8 protein-coding genes are annotated in these 18,733 nt (G+C 31.9%); 4 read left to right on the top strand and 4 right to left on the bottom strand.

Translation table 11 applies throughout. The annotated features are described in order from the left end of the window. Positions 1-5 precede the first annotated feature (5 nt). On the top strand, positions 6-12,881 hold the full coding sequence (locus tag ACBT_RS01450; protein ID WP_176325384.1) for a beta strand repeat-containing protein: 12,876 nt from the start codon (positions 6-8) through the stop codon (positions 12,879-12,881). Positions 12,882-12,974: 93 nt separating this feature from the next. Here the strand turns inward: ACBT_RS01450 and leuB are convergent, their stop codons facing one another. The 4 genes from leuB to ACBT_RS01430 all read right to left on the bottom strand — a co-directional run bounded on the left by leuB (position 12,975) and on the right by ACBT_RS01430 (position 17,072). Further along, positions 12,975-14,051 (bottom strand): 3-isopropylmalate dehydrogenase, encoded by a 1,077-nt coding sequence (leuB, locus tag ACBT_RS01445; RefSeq protein ID WP_024774238.1) that lies wholly within the window; start codon positions 14,049-14,051, stop codon positions 12,975-12,977. A 72-nt stretch (positions 14,052-14,123) separates the two neighbouring features. Then, a complete protein-coding gene (locus ACBT_RS01440; protein WP_024774237.1) occupies positions 14,124-14,918 on the bottom strand; it encodes an SDR family NAD(P)-dependent oxidoreductase in 795 nt (264 codons plus the stop codon). 70 nt (positions 14,919-14,988) lie between these two features. Further along, complete coding sequence (locus ACBT_RS01435; RefSeq protein ID WP_024774236.1) at positions 14,989-15,750, bottom strand: response regulator transcription factor; 762 nt, start codon at positions 15,748-15,750, stop codon at positions 14,989-14,991. Then, complete coding sequence (locus ACBT_RS01430; protein ID WP_024774235.1) at positions 15,750-17,072, bottom strand: sensor histidine kinase; 1,323 nt, start codon at positions 17,070-17,072, stop codon at positions 15,750-15,752. Before ACBT_RS01430 ends, ACBT_RS01435 begins: the two co-directional genes overlap by 1 nt. Before the next feature lie 132 nt (positions 17,073-17,204). On the opposite strand from ACBT_RS01430, the gene ACBT_RS01425 reads away from it, so the two are divergent. From ACBT_RS01425 to ACBT_RS01415, 3 genes are read left to right on the top strand one after another with little or no spacing between them, the layout of a single operon-like run. Beyond that, on the top strand, positions 17,205-17,438 hold the full coding sequence (locus tag ACBT_RS01425; protein ID WP_024774234.1) for a phenol hydroxylase subunit: 234 nt from the start codon (positions 17,205-17,207) through the stop codon (positions 17,436-17,438). A 14-nt stretch (positions 17,439-17,452) separates the two neighbouring features. After that, on the top strand, positions 17,453-18,445 hold the full coding sequence (locus tag ACBT_RS01420; RefSeq protein WP_024774233.1) for a ferritin family protein: 993 nt from the start codon (positions 17,453-17,455) through the stop codon (positions 18,443-18,445). A gap of 9 nt (positions 18,446-18,454) precedes the next feature. Beyond that, positions 18,455-18,730, top strand: a complete 276-nt coding sequence (locus ACBT_RS01415; protein WP_024774232.1) for an MmoB/DmpM family protein — start codon at positions 18,455-18,457, stop codon at positions 18,728-18,730. Positions 18,731-18,733: the final 3 nt, after the last annotated feature.

The following is an 18,733-nucleotide window of genomic DNA, read 5'->3' as shown; positions in this document are numbered from 1 at the left end:
AGACTATGGCTAACACAATAGGTACAATAACATCTAAAGATGGATCATTTTTTATTAAACATCCAGATGGAACGGTTGTAATTGCTAAAGTAGGAGATATTCTTAAAGAAGGTGATGTAATAATTGGAAGTTCATCAAATAGTAATTCTAACTCAATCAAAGTAGCTCTTTCTGATAATTCTCAAGAAATACAAATTCTTGGAAATAGTGAGCAATTATTTGATATTACTTTATTAGCAGGAGAACTAATAGAGGATACAGTAGTTGAAGATAAAACAGTTGCTGATTTATTATCTCAAAGTGATAATGGAGTACAAGAAGAAAATCCTGTACAAACAGCAGAAGCAACATTAACACCAGAACAAATCGAAAGTCAAATTAATCAAGAAGCTCCTGCAGCAGGTGGTGATCAAGGAACAGAAGCTATTGGGCTTATTCCTGTAAGACTTGAAGATAGAACAGCAGGTGAAACAAATATTGTTACTGATTTAAGAGATACTGTTATAACAACAACTACTATAGATGAAGTTGTTGATAATAGACCACTTCTAGTTGAAGAGGAAGTATTACCTATAGATGATGTTCCTACAACTGGTATAAATCCGAATGTTTCATTAGATGATGATACTTTAAGTATTGATAGTATTGGAAATCCTCTATCTGTTAATTTTGGTCAAAATGGAGCAGGTAGTGTTATTTTAAGTAGTATTACAGCTGATTCTTCTTTTGGATTTACATCAAGTGTAACTGGTAATATAATGACTGTTATTCAAAATGGTGTACCTGTTATAACTATTACATTAAATAATGTTGGAGGAACATATACTTATGATGTTAACCAAATAGCTGCAATAAATCATCCTGATGGCACAACTGAAGATAATATAAATTTTTCTGTGAATTATGTTGTAACAGATGTTGATGGAGATACAGCTACTGGTACGTTTGATATTGTTGTGAATGATGCTCTGCCAACAGCAGTTGATCATACAAATGCATTAACACCAGCAGAAGATACAGCAGTAACAGTAGATATAAAAGGAGATGTAACAGCTGGTGCAGATGGTGTAGATTGGACAGATACTACAAAAGTTTATGTTTCTACACAACCAACAAACGGAACAGTTGTATACAATAATGATGGAACATTCACATATACTCCAACAGCAGGTCAAGAAGGAACAGATAGCTTTACTTACACAGTTACAGATAAAGATGGAGATATAGATACAGCAACAGTAAATGTTACATTAGCAGCAGATTCAACTCCAACAATTACAACAACTTCTGGAGCAGTTGATGAGGCTGCATTATCAGATGGTTCTACTCCTTTAAGTACAGCTGAGACAACAACAGGAACATTTACAATTACAACAGGAAATGATTCAGTTTCACAAGTATTCGTTGGAACAACAGATGTAACAAATGGTGGAACAGTACAAGGTACATATGGTTTATTAACAGTTACTAATACAAATGGTGCATATAGTTGGTCTTATACTTTAGGTGACAATACACTAAAGCATACAACACAAGGTGCAAACATCGATGGAATCGAAGATACGTTTAGTGTAACTGTAAAAGATTCAGATGGAGATACATCAGCAGCAGATACATTAACTGTTACTATTAAAGATGATGTTGTAACAGCAGTTGATCATACAAATGCATTAACACCAGCAGAAGATACAGCAGTAACAGTAGATATAAAAGGAGATGTAACAGCTGGTGCAGATGGTGTAGATTGGACAGATACTACAAAAGTTTATGTTTCTACACAACCAACAAACGGAACAGTTGTATACAATAATGATGGAACATTCACATATACTCCAACAGCAGGTCAAGAAGGAACAGATAGCTTTACTTACACAGTTACAGATAAAGATGGAGATATAGATACAGCAACAGTAAATGTTACATTAGCAGCAGATTCAACTCCAACAATTACAACAACTTCTGGAGCAGTTGATGAGGCTGCATTATCAGATGGTTCTACTCCTTTAAGTACAGCTGAGACAACAACAGGAACATTTACAATTACAACAGGAAATGATTCAGTTTCACAAGTATTCGTTGGAACAACAGATGTAACAAATGGTGGAACAGTACAAGGTACATATGGTTTATTAACAGTTACTAATACAAATGGTGCATATAGTTGGTCTTATACTTTAGGTGACAATACACTAAAGCATACAACACAAGGTGCAAACATCGATGGAATCGAAGATACGTTTAGTGTAACTGTAAAAGATTCAGATGGAGATACATCAGCAGCAGATACATTAACTGTTACTATTAAAGATGATGTTGTAACAGCAGTTGATCATACAAATGCATTAACACCAGCAGAAGATACAGCAGTAACAGTAGATATAAAAGGAGATGTAACAGCTGGTGCAGATGGTGTAGATTGGACAGATACTACAAAAGTTTATGTTTCTACACAACCAACAAACGGAACAGTTGTATACAATAATGATGGAACATTCACATATACTCCAACAGCAGGTCAAGAAGGAACAGATAGCTTTACTTACACAGTTACAGATAAAGATGGAGATATAGATACAGCAACAGTAAATGTTACATTAGCAGCAGATTCAACTCCAACAATTACAACAACTTCTGGAGCAGTTGATGAGGCTGCATTATCAGATGGTTCTACTCCTTTAAGTACAGCTGAGACAACAACAGGAACATTTACAATTACAACAGGAAATGATTCAGTTTCACAAGTATTCGTTGGAACAACAGATGTAACAAATGGTGGAACAGTACAAGGTACATATGGTTTATTAACAGTTACTAATACAAATGGTGCATATAGTTGGTCTTATACTTTAGGTGACAATACACTAAAGCATACAACACAAGGTGCAAACATCGATGGAATCGAAGATACGTTTAGTGTAACTGTAAAAGATTCAGATGGAGATACATCAGCAGCAGATACATTAACTGTTACTATTAAAGATGATGTTGTAACAGCAGTTGATCATACAAATGCATTAACACCAGCAGAAGATACAGCAGTAACAGTAGATATAAAAGGAGATGTAACAGCTGGTGCAGATGGTGTAGATTGGACAGATACTACAAAAGTTTATGTTTCTACACAACCAACAAACGGAACAGTTGTATACAATAATGATGGAACATTCACATATACTCCAACAGCAGGTCAAGAAGGAACAGATAGCTTTACTTACACAGTTACAGATAAAGATGGAGATATAGATACAGCAACAGTAAATGTTACATTAGCAGCAGATTCAACTCCAACAATTACAACAACTTCTGGAGCAGTTGATGAGGCTGCATTATCAGATGGTTCTACTCCTTTAAGTACAGCTGAGACAACAACAGGAACATTTACAATTACAACAGGAAATGATTCAGTTTCACAAGTATTCGTTGGAACAACAGATGTAACAAATGGTGGAACAGTACAAGGTACATATGGTTTATTAACAGTTACTAATACAAATGGTGCATATAGTTGGTCTTATACTTTAGGTGACAATACACTAAAGCATACAACACAAGGTGCAAACATCGATGGAATCGAAGATACGTTTAGTGTAACTGTAAAAGATTCAGATGGAGATACATCAGCAGCAGATACATTAACTGTTACTATTAAAGATGATGTTGTAACAGCAGTTGATCATACAAATGCATTAACACCAGCAGAAGATACAGCAGTAACAGTAGATATAAAAGGAGATGTAACAGCTGGTGCAGATGGTGTAGATTGGACAGATACTACAAAAGTTTATGTTTCTACACAACCAACAAACGGAACAGTTGTATACAATAATGATGGAACATTCACATATACTCCAACAGCAGGTCAAGAAGGAACAGATAGCTTTACTTACACAGTTACAGATAAAGATGGAGATATAGATACAGCAACAGTAAATGTTACATTAGCAGCAGATTCAACTCCAACAATTACAACAACTTCTGGAGCAGTTGATGAGGCTGCATTATCAGATGGTTCTACTCCTTTAAGTACAGCTGAGACAACAACAGGAACATTTACAATTACAACAGGAAATGATTCAGTTTCACAAGTATTCGTTGGAACAACAGATGTAACAAATGGTGGAACAGTACAAGGTACATATGGTTTATTAACAGTTACTAATACAAATGGTGCATATAGTTGGTCTTATACTTTAGGTGACAATACACTAAAGCATACAACACAAGGTGCAAACATCGATGGAATCGAAGATACGTTTAGTGTAACTGTAAAAGATTCAGATGGAGATACATCAGCAGCAGATACATTAACTGTTACTATTAAAGATGATGTTGTAACAGCAGTTGATCATACAAATGCATTAACACCAGCAGAAGATACAGCAGTAACAGTAGATATAAAAGGAGATGTAACAGCTGGTGCAGATGGTGTAGATTGGACAGATACTACAAAAGTTTATGTTTCTACACAACCAACAAACGGAACAGTTGTATACAATAATGATGGAACATTCACATATACTCCAACAGCAGGTCAAGAAGGAACAGATAGCTTTACTTACACAGTTACAGATAAAGATGGAGATATAGATACAGCAACAGTAAATGTTACATTAGCAGCAGATTCAACTCCAACAATTACAACAACTTCTGGAGCAGTTGATGAGGCTGCATTATCAGATGGTTCTACTCCTTTAAGTACAGCTGAGACAACAACAGGAACATTTACAATTACAACAGGAAATGATTCAGTTTCACAAGTATTCGTTGGAACAACAGATGTAACAAATGGTGGAACAGTACAAGGTACATATGGTTTATTAACAGTTACTAATACAAATGGTGCATATAGTTGGTCTTATACTTTAGGTGACAATACACTAAAGCATACAACACAAGGTGCAAACATCGATGGAATCGAAGATACGTTTAGTGTAACTGTAAAAGATTCAGATGGAGATACATCAGCAGCAGATACATTAACTGTTACTATTAAAGATGATGTTGTAACAGCAGTTGATCATACAAATGCATTAACACCAGCAGAAGATACAGCAGTAACAGTAGATATAAAAGGAGATGTAACAGCTGGTGCAGATGGTGTAGATTGGACAGATACTACAAAAGTTTATGTTTCTACACAACCAACAAACGGAACAGTTGTATACAATAATGATGGAACATTCACATATACTCCAACAGCAGGTCAAGAAGGAACAGATAGCTTTACTTACACAGTTACAGATAAAGATGGAGATATAGATACAGCAACAGTAAATGTTACATTAGCAGCAGATTCAACTCCAACAATTACAACAACTTCTGGAGCAGTTGATGAGGCTGCATTATCAGATGGTTCTACTCCTTTAAGTACAGCTGAGACAACAACAGGAACATTTACAATTACAACAGGAAATGATTCAGTTTCACAAGTATTCGTTGGAACAACAGATGTAACAAATGGTGGAACAGTACAAGGTACATATGGTTTATTAACAGTTACTAATACAAATGGTGCATATAGTTGGTCTTATACTTTAGGTGACAATACACTAAAGCATACAACACAAGGTGCAAACATCGATGGAATCGAAGATACGTTTAGTGTAACTGTAAAAGATTCAGATGGAGATACATCAGCAGCAGATACATTAACTGTTACTATTAAAGATGATGTTGTAACAGCAGTTGATCATACAAATGCATTAACACCAGCAGAAGATACAGCAGTAACAGTAGATATAAAAGGAGATGTAACAGCTGGTGCAGATGGTGTAGATTGGACAGATACTACAAAAGTTTATGTTTCTACACAACCAACAAACGGAACAGTTGTATACAATAATGATGGAACATTCACATATACTCCAACAGCAGGTCAAGAAGGAACAGATAGCTTTACTTACACAGTTACAGATAAAGATGGAGATATAGATACAGCAACAGTAAATGTTACATTAGCAGCAGATTCAACTCCAACAATTACAACAACTTCTGGAGCAGTTGATGAGGCTGCATTATCAGATGGTTCTACTCCTTTAAGTACAGCTGAGACAACAACAGGAACATTTACAATTACAACAGGAAATGATTCAGTTTCACAAGTATTCGTTGGAACAACAGATGTAACAAATGGTGGAACAGTACAAGGTACATATGGTTTATTAACAGTTACTAATACAAATGGTGCATATAGTTGGTCTTATACTTTAGGTGACAATACACTAAAGCATACAACACAAGGTGCAAACATCGATGGAATCGAAGATACGTTTAGTGTAACTGTAAAAGATTCAGATGGAGATACATCAGCAGCAGATACATTAACTGTTACTATTAAAGATGATGTTGTAACAGCAGTTGATCATACAAATGCATTAACACCAGCAGAAGATACAGCAGTAACAGTAGATATAAAAGGAGATGTAACAGCTGGTGCAGATGGTGTAGATTGGACAGATACTACAAAAGTTTATGTTTCTACACAACCAACAAACGGAACAGTTGTATACAATAATGATGGAACATTCACATATACTCCAACAGCAGGTCAAGAAGGAACAGATAGCTTTACTTACACAGTTACAGATAAAGATGGAGATATAGATACAGCAACAGTAAATGTTACATTAGCAGCAGATTCAACTCCAACAATTACAACAACTTCTGGAGCAGTTGATGAGGCTGCATTATCAGATGGTTCTACTCCTTTAAGTACAGCTGAGACAACAACAGGAACATTTACAATTACAACAGGAAATGATTCAGTTTCACAAGTATTCGTTGGAACAACAGATGTAACAAATGGTGGAACAGTACAAGGTACATATGGTTTATTAACAGTTACTAATACAAATGGTGCATATAGTTGGTCTTATACTTTAGGTGACAATACACTAAAGCATACAACACAAGGTGCAAACATCGATGGAATCGAAGATACGTTTAGTGTAACTGTAAAAGATTCAGATGGAGATACATCAGCAGCAGATACATTAACTGTTACTATTAAAGATGATGTTGTAACAGCAGTTGATCATACAAATGCATTAACACCAGCAGAAGATACAGCAGTAACAGTAGATATAAAAGGAGATGTAACAGCTGGTGCAGATGGTGTAGATTGGACAGATACTACAAAAGTTTATGTTTCTACACAACCAACAAACGGAACAGTTGTATACAATAATGATGGAACATTCACATATACTCCAACAGCAGGTCAAGAAGGAACAGATAGCTTTACTTACACAGTTACAGATAAAGATGGAGATATAGATACAGCAACAGTAAATGTTACATTAGCAGCAGATTCAACTCCAACAATTACAACAACTTCTGGAGCAGTTGATGAGGCTGCATTATCAGATGGTTCTACTCCTTTAAGTACAGCTGAGACAACAACAGGAACATTTACAATTACAACAGGAAATGATTCAGTTTCACAAGTATTCGTTGGAACAACAGATGTAACAAATGGTGGAACAGTACAAGGTACATATGGTTTATTAACAGTTACTAATACAAATGGTGCATATAGTTGGTCTTATACTTTAGGTGACAATACACTAAAGCATACAACACAAGGTGCAAACATCGATGGAATCGAAGATACGTTTAGTGTAACTGTAAAAGATTCAGATGGAGATACATCAGCAGCAGATACATTAACTGTTACTATTAAAGATGATGTTGTAACAGCAGTTGATCATACAAATGCATTAACACCAGCAGAAGATACAGCAGTAACAGTAGATATAAAAGGAGATGTAACAGCTGGTGCAGATGGTGTAGATTGGACAGATACTACAAAAGTTTATGTTTCTACACAACCAACAAACGGAACAGTTGTATACAATAATGATGGAACATTCACATATACTCCAACAGCAGGTCAAGAAGGAACAGATAGCTTTACTTACACAGTTACAGATAAAGATGGAGATATAGATACAGCAACAGTAAATGTTACATTAGCAGCAGATTCAACTCCAACAATTACAACAACTTCTGGAGCAGTTGATGAGGCTGCATTATCAGATGGTTCTACTCCTTTAAGTACAGCTGAGACAACAACAGGAACATTTACAATTACAACAGGAAATGATTCAGTTTCACAAGTATTCGTTGGAACAACAGATGTAACAAATGGTGGAACAGTACAAGGTACATATGGTTTATTAACAGTTACTAATACAAATGGTGCATATAGTTGGTCTTATACTTTAGGTGACAATACACTAAAGCATACAACACAAGGTGCAAACATCGATGGAATCGAAGATACGTTTAGTGTAACTGTAAAAGATTCAGATGGAGATACATCAGCAGCAGATACATTAACTGTTACTATTAAAGATGATGTTGTAACAGCAGTTGATCATACAAATGCATTAACACCAGCAGAAGATACAGCAGTAACAGTAGATATAAAAGGAGATGTAACAGCTGGTGCAGATGGTGTAGATTGGACAGATACTACAAAAGTTTATGTTTCTACACAACCAACAAACGGAACAGTTGTATACAATAATGATGGAACATTCACATATACTCCAACAGCAGGTCAAGAAGGAACAGATAGCTTTACTTACACAGTTACAGATAAAGATGGAGATATAGATACAGCAACAGTAAATGTTACATTAGCAGCAGATTCAACTCCAACAATTACAACAACTTCTGGAGCAGTTGATGAGGCTGCATTATCAGATGGTTCTACTCCTTTAAGTACAGCTGAGACAACAACAGGAACATTTACAATTACAACAGGAAATGATTCAGTTTCACAAGTATTCGTTGGAACAACAGATGTAACAAATGGTGGAACAGTACAAGGTACATATGGTTTATTAACAGTTACTAATACAAATGGTGCATATAGTTGGTCTTATACTTTAGGTGACAATACACTAAAGCATACAACACAAGGTGCAAACATCGATGGAATCGAAGATACGTTTAGTGTAACTGTAAAAGATTCAGATGGAGATACATCAGCAGCAGATACATTAACTGTTACTATTAAAGATGATGTTGTAACAGCAGTTGATCATACAAATGCATTAACACCAGCAGAAGATACAGCAGTAACAGTAGATATAAAAGGAGATGTAACAGCTGGTGCAGATGGTGTAGATTGGACAGATACTACAAAAGTTTATGTTTCTACACAACCAACAAACGGAACAGTTGTATACAATAATGATGGAACATTCACATATACTCCAACAGCAGGTCAAGAAGGAACAGATAGCTTTACTTACACAGTTACAGATAAAGATGGAGATATAGATACAGCAACAGTAAATGTTACATTAGCAGCAGATTCAACTCCAACAATTACAACAACTTCTGGAGCAGTTGATGAGGCTGCATTATCAGATGGTTCTACTCCTTTAAGTACAGCTGAGACAACAACAGGAACATTTACAATTACAACAGGAAATGATTCAGTTTCACAAGTATTCGTTGGAACAACAGATGTAACAAATGGTGGAACAGTACAAGGTACATATGGTTTATTAACAGTTACTAATACAAATGGTGCATATAGTTGGTCTTATACTTTAGGTGACAATACACTAAAGCATACAACACAAGGTGCAAACATCGATGGAATCGAAGATACGTTTAGTGTAACTGTAAAAGATTCAGATGGAGATACATCAGCAGCAGATACATTAACTGTTACTATTAAAGATGATGTACCAACAGTAAACTTCACAGATGCAATAAATAATACAACAACTCCAACTATTGCAATAGGAACTTGGTCAGAGACTATAGGTGCAGATAATAATTCAATGACATTAGGTGCAGATGTTGAGTTAAATTGGGTTAAAGTTAATAATGTTTTAATTCCAACAACAACTTTTACTTTTGATAATAGTTCAAATACTGGAAGTGGAACTTTTGTCTACAATGGAACGACATATAATTTTGATTTGACACTTAATGATAATGGTACTTATAAAGTGGTTGCAGCTTCTTTACCTCAAACTGTAGAGATTAGTTATAATGAATTTTCAAGTAGTATCAAAGCATCAGGTCCAACTGATACTTATATTGTTGAATATCAAGATGCAGTTACAAAAGATATATATAGTGCAAAAATTTACGCAGAAGTTGAAGGTAATAGTTTAACATTAGTTAATTATGTTAATTCAACAACAACTAATATTATTTCATCAACAACAGTTGGTAGTACAATAAATGTTTCAGGAACAGGTATTGGATTGAGTAATAATTTGTTAGAGAGTTATTACAAAAATGGAGTATATACAAGTGAGTCTTTATATTTTAATCCTGATAATGAAACAAATTTAATAACATTAAATTTTACAGGAACAGGTGAAAACTCATTTAATACGGGAGATGTTATTTATATAGAGTTAACAGGAGTTGATGGAACAACAAAACAAACTATATTATTAGATAGTGTTCATGGTGATTTTATTGTAAATAGTGACAAGAGCCTTACTCCTATTTCAAACACTTATACAGGTGGAAATTTATCGTCTTATTCTGTTTCTTTATCAAATGGGGAAGCGATTGATTATGTTAGAGTAACAACTGGATTTAATGGTACAAATACAACAAGTGTAAAAGTAGCTTTTAGTTATTCTGTAAGCGAAACTGTAATATTTAATGAAGATTTGTCAATGAATTTTACAGCAACAATAACTGATGCAGATAATGATCAAAATAGTACAGATTTTGATGTGCAATTTAATAAAGTTGATTTAATTCCTGAAAGTACAGATAAAGTATTTGATATGACTTTAGGCGATACTAGAGAGACAGTAAATGTTGTAATAACATTAGATCTTTCAGGTAGTATGGATGATGATATTAATGATACAAAAAGATTAGCTTTAGCAAAAGATGCAATTAAAAATATGTTAAATGCATATGCTGATAATTATATTGTTAATGTAAAACTTGTAACATTTAGTGATAGTGGAACTTCATATGATTGGATTCTAAATGATGTAAATAGTGCAATAGCTACTGTAAATAGTTTAAATACTGGAAATTCTACAAATTATGAGGCAGGTGTTTCTGCAACATATAGTAATTATACAGAGCCTACAGCAGATAAAACTGTTGCATATTTTATTTCTGATGGTGCGCCAACATCTGAAAATAATGAAGGAAGGGATGTATGGTTTAATGTTGGTACAGATTCTGAATCTGGTTGGTTAGATACAAGTTATAAAACAGCATGGAATACTTTTGTTGATACATATGTAGATGAATTAAATGTAATTGCAGTAAATAGTGGAAGATTTAGTACTACTTATTTAGATGCTCTTGCTTCTGCTGAACAAGGAAATACTACAATAGTAATTACAGATGAGTATCAATTAAGTAATATTTTAGTTAACCTTGCAAGTGAACAAATAAGTGGAAATGCATATAGTACTATTAGTGGAGGAAATGGCGTAATTTCTATTGATGCAATAGAAGTAAATGGTACAACATATAATGCAAGTGATTATACTTCATCAAATAATACAGTAACAATAAATAACTGGAATGGAACTTTGACATTTAATTTCTCAAATGGTGCATATACATATGTAACAAGTGCAGATAAATTTATACAAGATTTAGAAAAATCTTTCAAAGTTTTTGCTTCTGATGAAGATGGAGATACAACAAGTTTTGATGTAAAAATAAATGTTGATATTGATGATACAGCATCAACTCCAACGCTTGATATGAATATATCAGATGTTGAAGTAGTTTCTACTTTAAATCCAATTCCAGTTGCAACATATGAAAATACAACTATTGCAGATGGAAATACTTATAGTAAAGTTATTTCTCTTGGTAGTGCATATGCAAATAAAACTGTTACAGTTAGTTTTGATGCACGTTCAAATAGTAGGTGGGAAGGTGATGATACATTTAGAGTTTATAATGGAACAGTAAATAGTAATAATTTAGTTAAAAGTTATAATGATGATTTTAATGTAGATAATTATACTTTTACTGTAGTTCTAAATTCAAATGGTGAAGCTACAATAAATTTTGTTTCAGGTTCAACTGCAGATGCTGAAACAGTATCTCTTAGTGATTTTAAAGTTTTAAGTAGTGTAGAAAGTTATCATTATACAATTGCATTAGATGCAGGATTGACTGATAATGGAGAAACATTATCTGATATAACTCTTGATAATTTACCAGTAGGTGTAACAATTGATGGATTAACTGCAAATGTGGATGGAAGTTATACAATAGATATTAATTCTTCTGGAGATGCAACTGTTACATTGATTAGTTCAACTCAATTAGATTTATCAAGTTTAAATAGCATTACTGCAAGTGTAACTTCTAAAGATGGTACAGATTCATCAACAATTACAGTAAATAAAGATTTTATAGTATCAATTGAAGCTGGGGCTGGAGATGATACTATAGATTATAACGGAACTGAAAAATTAATTGATGGTGGAGCAGGAAATGATGTATTAAAATTAATGAATGGGGATGATATAGATTTCTCTAATTTAGATAATTCAATAATAAAAAATATTGAAAAAATTGATTTATCAAGTGATACAAGTGCAAATTTATTAACTAAATTAACTTTATCAGATGTTATGGATATGACTCCTCAAGAAGCAGGAATTACTCATGTGGACACTGGAATTAAGTCAACAGATCATATCTTAAAAATTACTGCAGGATCTAACGATATGGTTAATTTAATAGATAAAGGTTTAGTAGATAATACAAGTGATAACTGGGTTAAATCAAATAATACATTTACGGATACTGATAATACGGTATATAATGTATTTACAAGTAATGAAGATTCATCGTATAAAGTGCTTATTCAAAATACAATTGAAACTACAATCACAAATTCTTAAATCGAAAGGAAGTAGAAATTTCTACTCCCTTTTTTATTTTCAAAATAATTTTATGATTATTAATAAGTTTTAATTTTAGATTTATTCAAAAATTTAGAATTTATATTTATTGATATACTCAACTATTTTATCACCCATAGCAACACAATTTAATACTTCTTTTGCATCAAATGCTGCTAAATCTTTTGTTCTATATCCATCTTTTAATGCATCTTTTATTGCTTGTTCTATTAAATCTGATGCTTTCTCTTCATTTAGTGTATATTTTAACATCATAGCAGCACTTAAAATAGTTGCAATTGGATTTGTAATTCCTAGTCCTGCAATATCTGGTGCTGATCCATGTATTGGTTCATAAATTGCAGTTTTATCACCTGTTGAAGCTGAAGGAAGTAATCCAATTGAACCAACCACCATTGAAGCTGTATCAGACAAAATATCTCCAAATATATTTCCAGTTACAATTACATCAAATTGTTTTGGATTTCTTACAAGTTGCATTGCTGCGTTATCTACATACATATGAGTTAATTCAACATCTGGATAATCTTTACTTAATTCATTCATAGTATCTCTCCAAAGTTGAGATACTTCAAGAACATTAGCTTTATCAACAGAGCAAACTCTTTTATCTCTTTTTTTTGCAAGTTCAAATGCTGTTTTACCAATTCTAATTATTTCTGGTTTTGTATAAACCATTGTATTAAATGCTTTAAATCCATCATTCTCTCTTGGTTGTCCAAAGTATATACCACCAATAAGTTCTCTTACAACCATAATATCACAACCAGAAATAACTTCAGGTTTTAGTGTAGATGCATTTACAAGTTCATCATAAACAATTGCAGGTCTTAAATTAGCATAAACACCCATTTTTTCTCTAAATTTTAAAAGTCCTGTTTCAGGTCTTAAATCTCTTGGTAAAGAATCCCATTTAGCACCACCAATAGCACCAAACAAACAAGCATCAGAATTTAAAACACCATCAACAGTTTCATCTGGAAGTGGAACACCTGTTGTATCAATAGCAATACCACCCATTAGGTACTCTTTATAACTAAGAGTAAAATCACATTTTTTAGCAACTGCATTTAGAACTTTTATAGTCTCATCAACTATCTCTGGTCCTATCCCATCACCTTTTATTATTGATATTTTATAGTTTTTCATTAGTTTTTACTCCTTTATTTAATAATGTATAAAATTGATATCATGTAAATTATTAGTAAGATGAACAGACATCTAAAATGCAGATTGAACGACTCCACCATCGACCCTTAATATTGCTCCATTTGTTGCGCTTGATAAACTACTTGCTGTATATACAATCATATTAGCATCCTCTTCAACTTCAGCAAATCTTTGAATTAATGAAGTAGGGCGTATATTTTTAAAAAACTCTTTTTCCACCTCTTTAAAACTTTGATTATTTTGTTTTGCAAAATCTTCCATGAACTGTACAACACCTTCAGATTTACTAGGACCTACAACAATTGCATTTGAAGTTACATTTGTTCCACGAGTAAGTTCAGCTATTCCTCTTGAAACAGAGATTTGAGCAGTTTTTGTCATACCATAGTGAATCATCTCTTTTGGTATTTGAATAGCAGATTCGCTAGTTATAAAAATTATTCTTCCCCAATTTTGGTCAATCATTCTGTCTAAATAGTGTTGAGCTAGTCTTACTCCACTCATAACATTTACATTAAACATATGAAGCCACTCATTTTCAGTAATATCTTTAAACTCTTTAGGTTCGAAAATACCTAAATTATTTATCAAAATATCAATATGGCCAACTTTAGAAATTAGCTCATTACAGCCATCGTTGTCTTTTAAATCTGCTGTTATTCCAACTATATTTACATTACTATAAAGTGCTTTTAATTTTTTAACAGCAATATCTACTTTATGTTCATTTCTTCCATTTATTATTACATTAACACCTTCTTCACAAAGTTTTTTTGCTGTTGCAAATCCTATGCCTTGAGTTGAACCTGTTATTAAAGCTATTTTACCTGCAATTTTTAAATCCATAAAATCTTCCTTCTAATTTTTATTATATTAGAAGAAAAGAATCGTAATTTTATCGCGTTAGTTTACATGATTAGAAGAGTTCGATTTTGTAGCCAGTGTTATTTTGATTAGTTATTAAATCTTTATGAATTTTATTTCTAAGTCTAAATAAAACAGATCTAAAGGCTGCATAACCAGCTGGTTCATCTTGCCATATTGCATATTCGAGTTGTTCTTGTGATACGTTATGTCCAGGACTTTCACATAGATATTTTATGATTTTTAACTCTTTTGTTGTAAGTTTAACAGGTTCATCTCCATAATATAAAATCTCTTTTTCTTTGTCATATAAATAACCATATTTTAGTTTTACTGTACGAGATTTTTGTTCACTACTTAGTTCTAATTGGTGAGTAAGGGTTTTATTTACATTTTCTATGGCATCTAATTTTTTTATTCTTTGGTTATCTTCATTTGATTTTTGTAGAGCTATCTCTATTGCAGCGTGTAAATTCTCTTTTTTATATGGCTTTAAGAGATAGCCATAAGCAAAAGTTTCTGAAGCTTTTTTAATTGTAGAAATTTCTGAATTTGCTGTTAGAAATATTACAGGTATTTGGGGTTTAGTTATTTTTAACTCTTTTGCAAATTCAATTCCTGTTGTTGGTCCTTTTAAATAAATATCCATCAAAATTAAATCAGGGACAACACCATTTTCTAATATTTTCATAGCCTTAAATTTATTTGGTGCAATACCACATGGTTCGTATCCCAAATCAATTAAATTCTCTTTTAAATTTAAAGCAATTATAGATTCATCTTCAACTATAAGTATTTTAGTTTTATTTTTCATTAGTAGTTCTCCTCTTTTTTTGAAAATATAATATTACACTCTAAACCATTATTGTTTATGAATTCAATAGTTCCATCTAACTGATCTTCAACTATTGAGTGAATTAGTTGCATTCCAATAGACTCACTTTTATATAAAGAGTTTATATCTTTGATACCATCTCCATTGTCTCTTATTTTTACATGAATATTTTCTTCTAAATCTTTTATATGAATACATAATAAATTTTCTCTATCTTCTTTAAATGCGTATTTAAGGGCATTTACACAAAGTTCATGTAAAATCATACCAATTTGAATACATCTATTTGTTGAAAAAATCAGTTTGTCTATGTGTAAATCTACTGTTAAATCAGTATTTTGAGATATGTAAAGCTCTTTTATATCTTGAACTAATCTTATAATATAATCTCGTAAGTTTATGTAAGCTAAATTTTCTCCTAAATATAAAAATTCATGAACCAAAGCCATTGTATTGATTCTGCTCATACTTTGTTTTAATATATATTTAATTTCATCATCTTTCGCACGTCTTAGTTGCATAGCAAGAAGTGATGATATGATTTCCATATTATTTTTTACTCTATGATGAACCTCTTTTAATAATATTTCTTTTTCATCTAAAGATTTTTGAAGCTCTAAATTCATATTTGTAATTTTTTTGTTTATTTCTTGTCTTTGAGAAATATCTTTACTAAAAGTACAGGTGTATTCTTGCCCTCTATGAATAAAACCATGACCAGAAACTTCTGCAGAAAAGATCTCTCCATTTTTCTTTTTTTGAGTTGTCTCAAGTATGAAATTTGGAGTATTTCTAATCTTGTACATTATATCAATTGCTTTTTGTCTATCAAAATTAGGATCTACTACTTCAAGATATTTTCCTAATAACTCTTCTTTTTTATAACCTAACATATTACAAGCAGCATCATTTAAATAGACTATTTTGGCATCAGTTGTGAACCAAAAAATTTGATCAAAAGAGTTGTTTAATGCAAATTCATAAGGCATTAATCTCTCTTCTTCTTTATTTTTCAAATCTTTATAAGATTTATCAATTTTTGTTATTACATTTTGTAGATAGTTTAAAATTAAGAATAAAACAATTACAGTAAAAAATAGAAACAAAAAGATAAAATTGAAACTTATAACGTTTCCATTGTTAATATCACTTTCAGGATCAAAAAATAGCTTATTTATAAATATTGTTGCAACTAGTGCAATTATTAAATAAAAAAGTGAAAATTTTATTGCTATATATTTATTATTTAAAAAATACTTCTTAATTAATTTTTCTGAGTAATGTCTTTTCATCGAACTCATTCTCTCTCCTTTTGTTTTTTGTATTTTAGCAGAAACCTATTTTTTATAGTTATTCTGCGAATAATTTGCGATTTTATTTACATAGTATTCAATTGATCTAACATCAGATAAGTAATTTAATTAGGAGATTACATGTATGAACTTATGCCAAGCGAAAGAAAATTTGTGCAAATCATAGAAATAAAAAACAATGGATTTGTAGAATTTAATTTTGCAGTAGGTGAAGCAGTAATGAATGTAGAATTACTATTGCCATACAAAGCTTTTATTGAATTTTGTCAAAACAACAGAGTATCTTTTTTTACAAAGGATCAAGATAAAGAGTTATTAATTGACAATGAAAATTGGAAATATGGGTTAAATTAAACTAAGGAGAAATTATGGAATTAAATATAGCAAGTGTTGAAATTGAACCAAAAAGACATACTTTTGGACACATCGCAAGAAGATTTGGAGAAGATAGACCAGCTTCAAGATATGAAGAAGGTATCTATGATGCACAAGAGACAGAAAATTTTCACTATAGACCTATGTACGAACCAGAGTTTGAAATCTATGATAAAAATAGAACAAAAATCAAAATGAATGACTGGTATGATTTATTAGATCCTAGAAAATTTCATTATATGACTTATGTATCAACTAGATCAAAAGAGAATAGTGCAAATCAACAAAGTTTTGACTTTATCGAAAATAATGGTTTGATTTACAGATATACACCAGAGATGAAAGAGGAAATTTATAAATACTTAGCTCCATTAAGACATTATGAATATGCCGCAAATTTAAATAATTTAAATATTGTTGCTAGAGGTTATGGAACAGCTTTAAATGCAGCAGCTCTATTTTATGCAACAGATAGTTTAGGAATGGCTCAACACATTACTAAAGCTATATTAACAATTTCAGATAATGACACTAAAGTATTAGATGAAGCTAAAGATGCTTGGATGAGTTGTGAGAATTGGCAACCATTAAGAAAATTAATAGAAGAGACTTTAGTGATAAGGGATCCTATTCAAATTTTAGTTGCACAAAATCTTGTATTAGATGGTTTAGTAATTCCTTCTTTAGTAAAAGATTTTTCAGCAAATATTTCAAGTAAATATAATGATTTTACACTTCAAATGATGCTAGAGTTTATATATAACTGGCAAGAAGAGACTACAAAATGGCTAGATAGTATTCTAAATATTATGGCTAAGGAGTCTGATGATAATAATACAATATTGTCAAACTGGGCGAATGAATATATTGAAAAAGCAGTTGAGGCATTAACTCCTTTAACAAATTACTCAAATAATAAAGAGATATTAGAAAATAATGTAAACAATCTAAAAAATAGATTGTCAAAAATCGGTTTAAAAATATAAGGAAATAAGATGTCAAAAAGTATAGCATTATTATGTATTCAAGCAACAGATGAAGGTAGAGTAATTGCCGAGGCAATCAAAAAAGATAATGAAGGAATTATTGTATCAAATAAACCAGCGATGATTCAGTTTGAAAGAGAAGGAAGTATCGTTGTAAAAGCTCAAAGTGTATCAGAAGCACTAGGTAGAGATTGGGAAACAGATGAATTGCAGTTGGTTTTAATATCAACTGGTGGTCAAATTGATGAAGATGATGATCAATTTGTAGTTTATTGGAACAACTAATTA

Origin of the sequence: Aliarcobacter cibarius (assembly GCF_013372265.1) — a bacterium.
Lineage (GTDB): Bacteria > Campylobacterota > Campylobacteria > Campylobacterales > Arcobacteraceae > Aliarcobacter > Aliarcobacter cibarius.
This window is presented reverse-complemented; position numbering and strand designations above follow the sequence as displayed.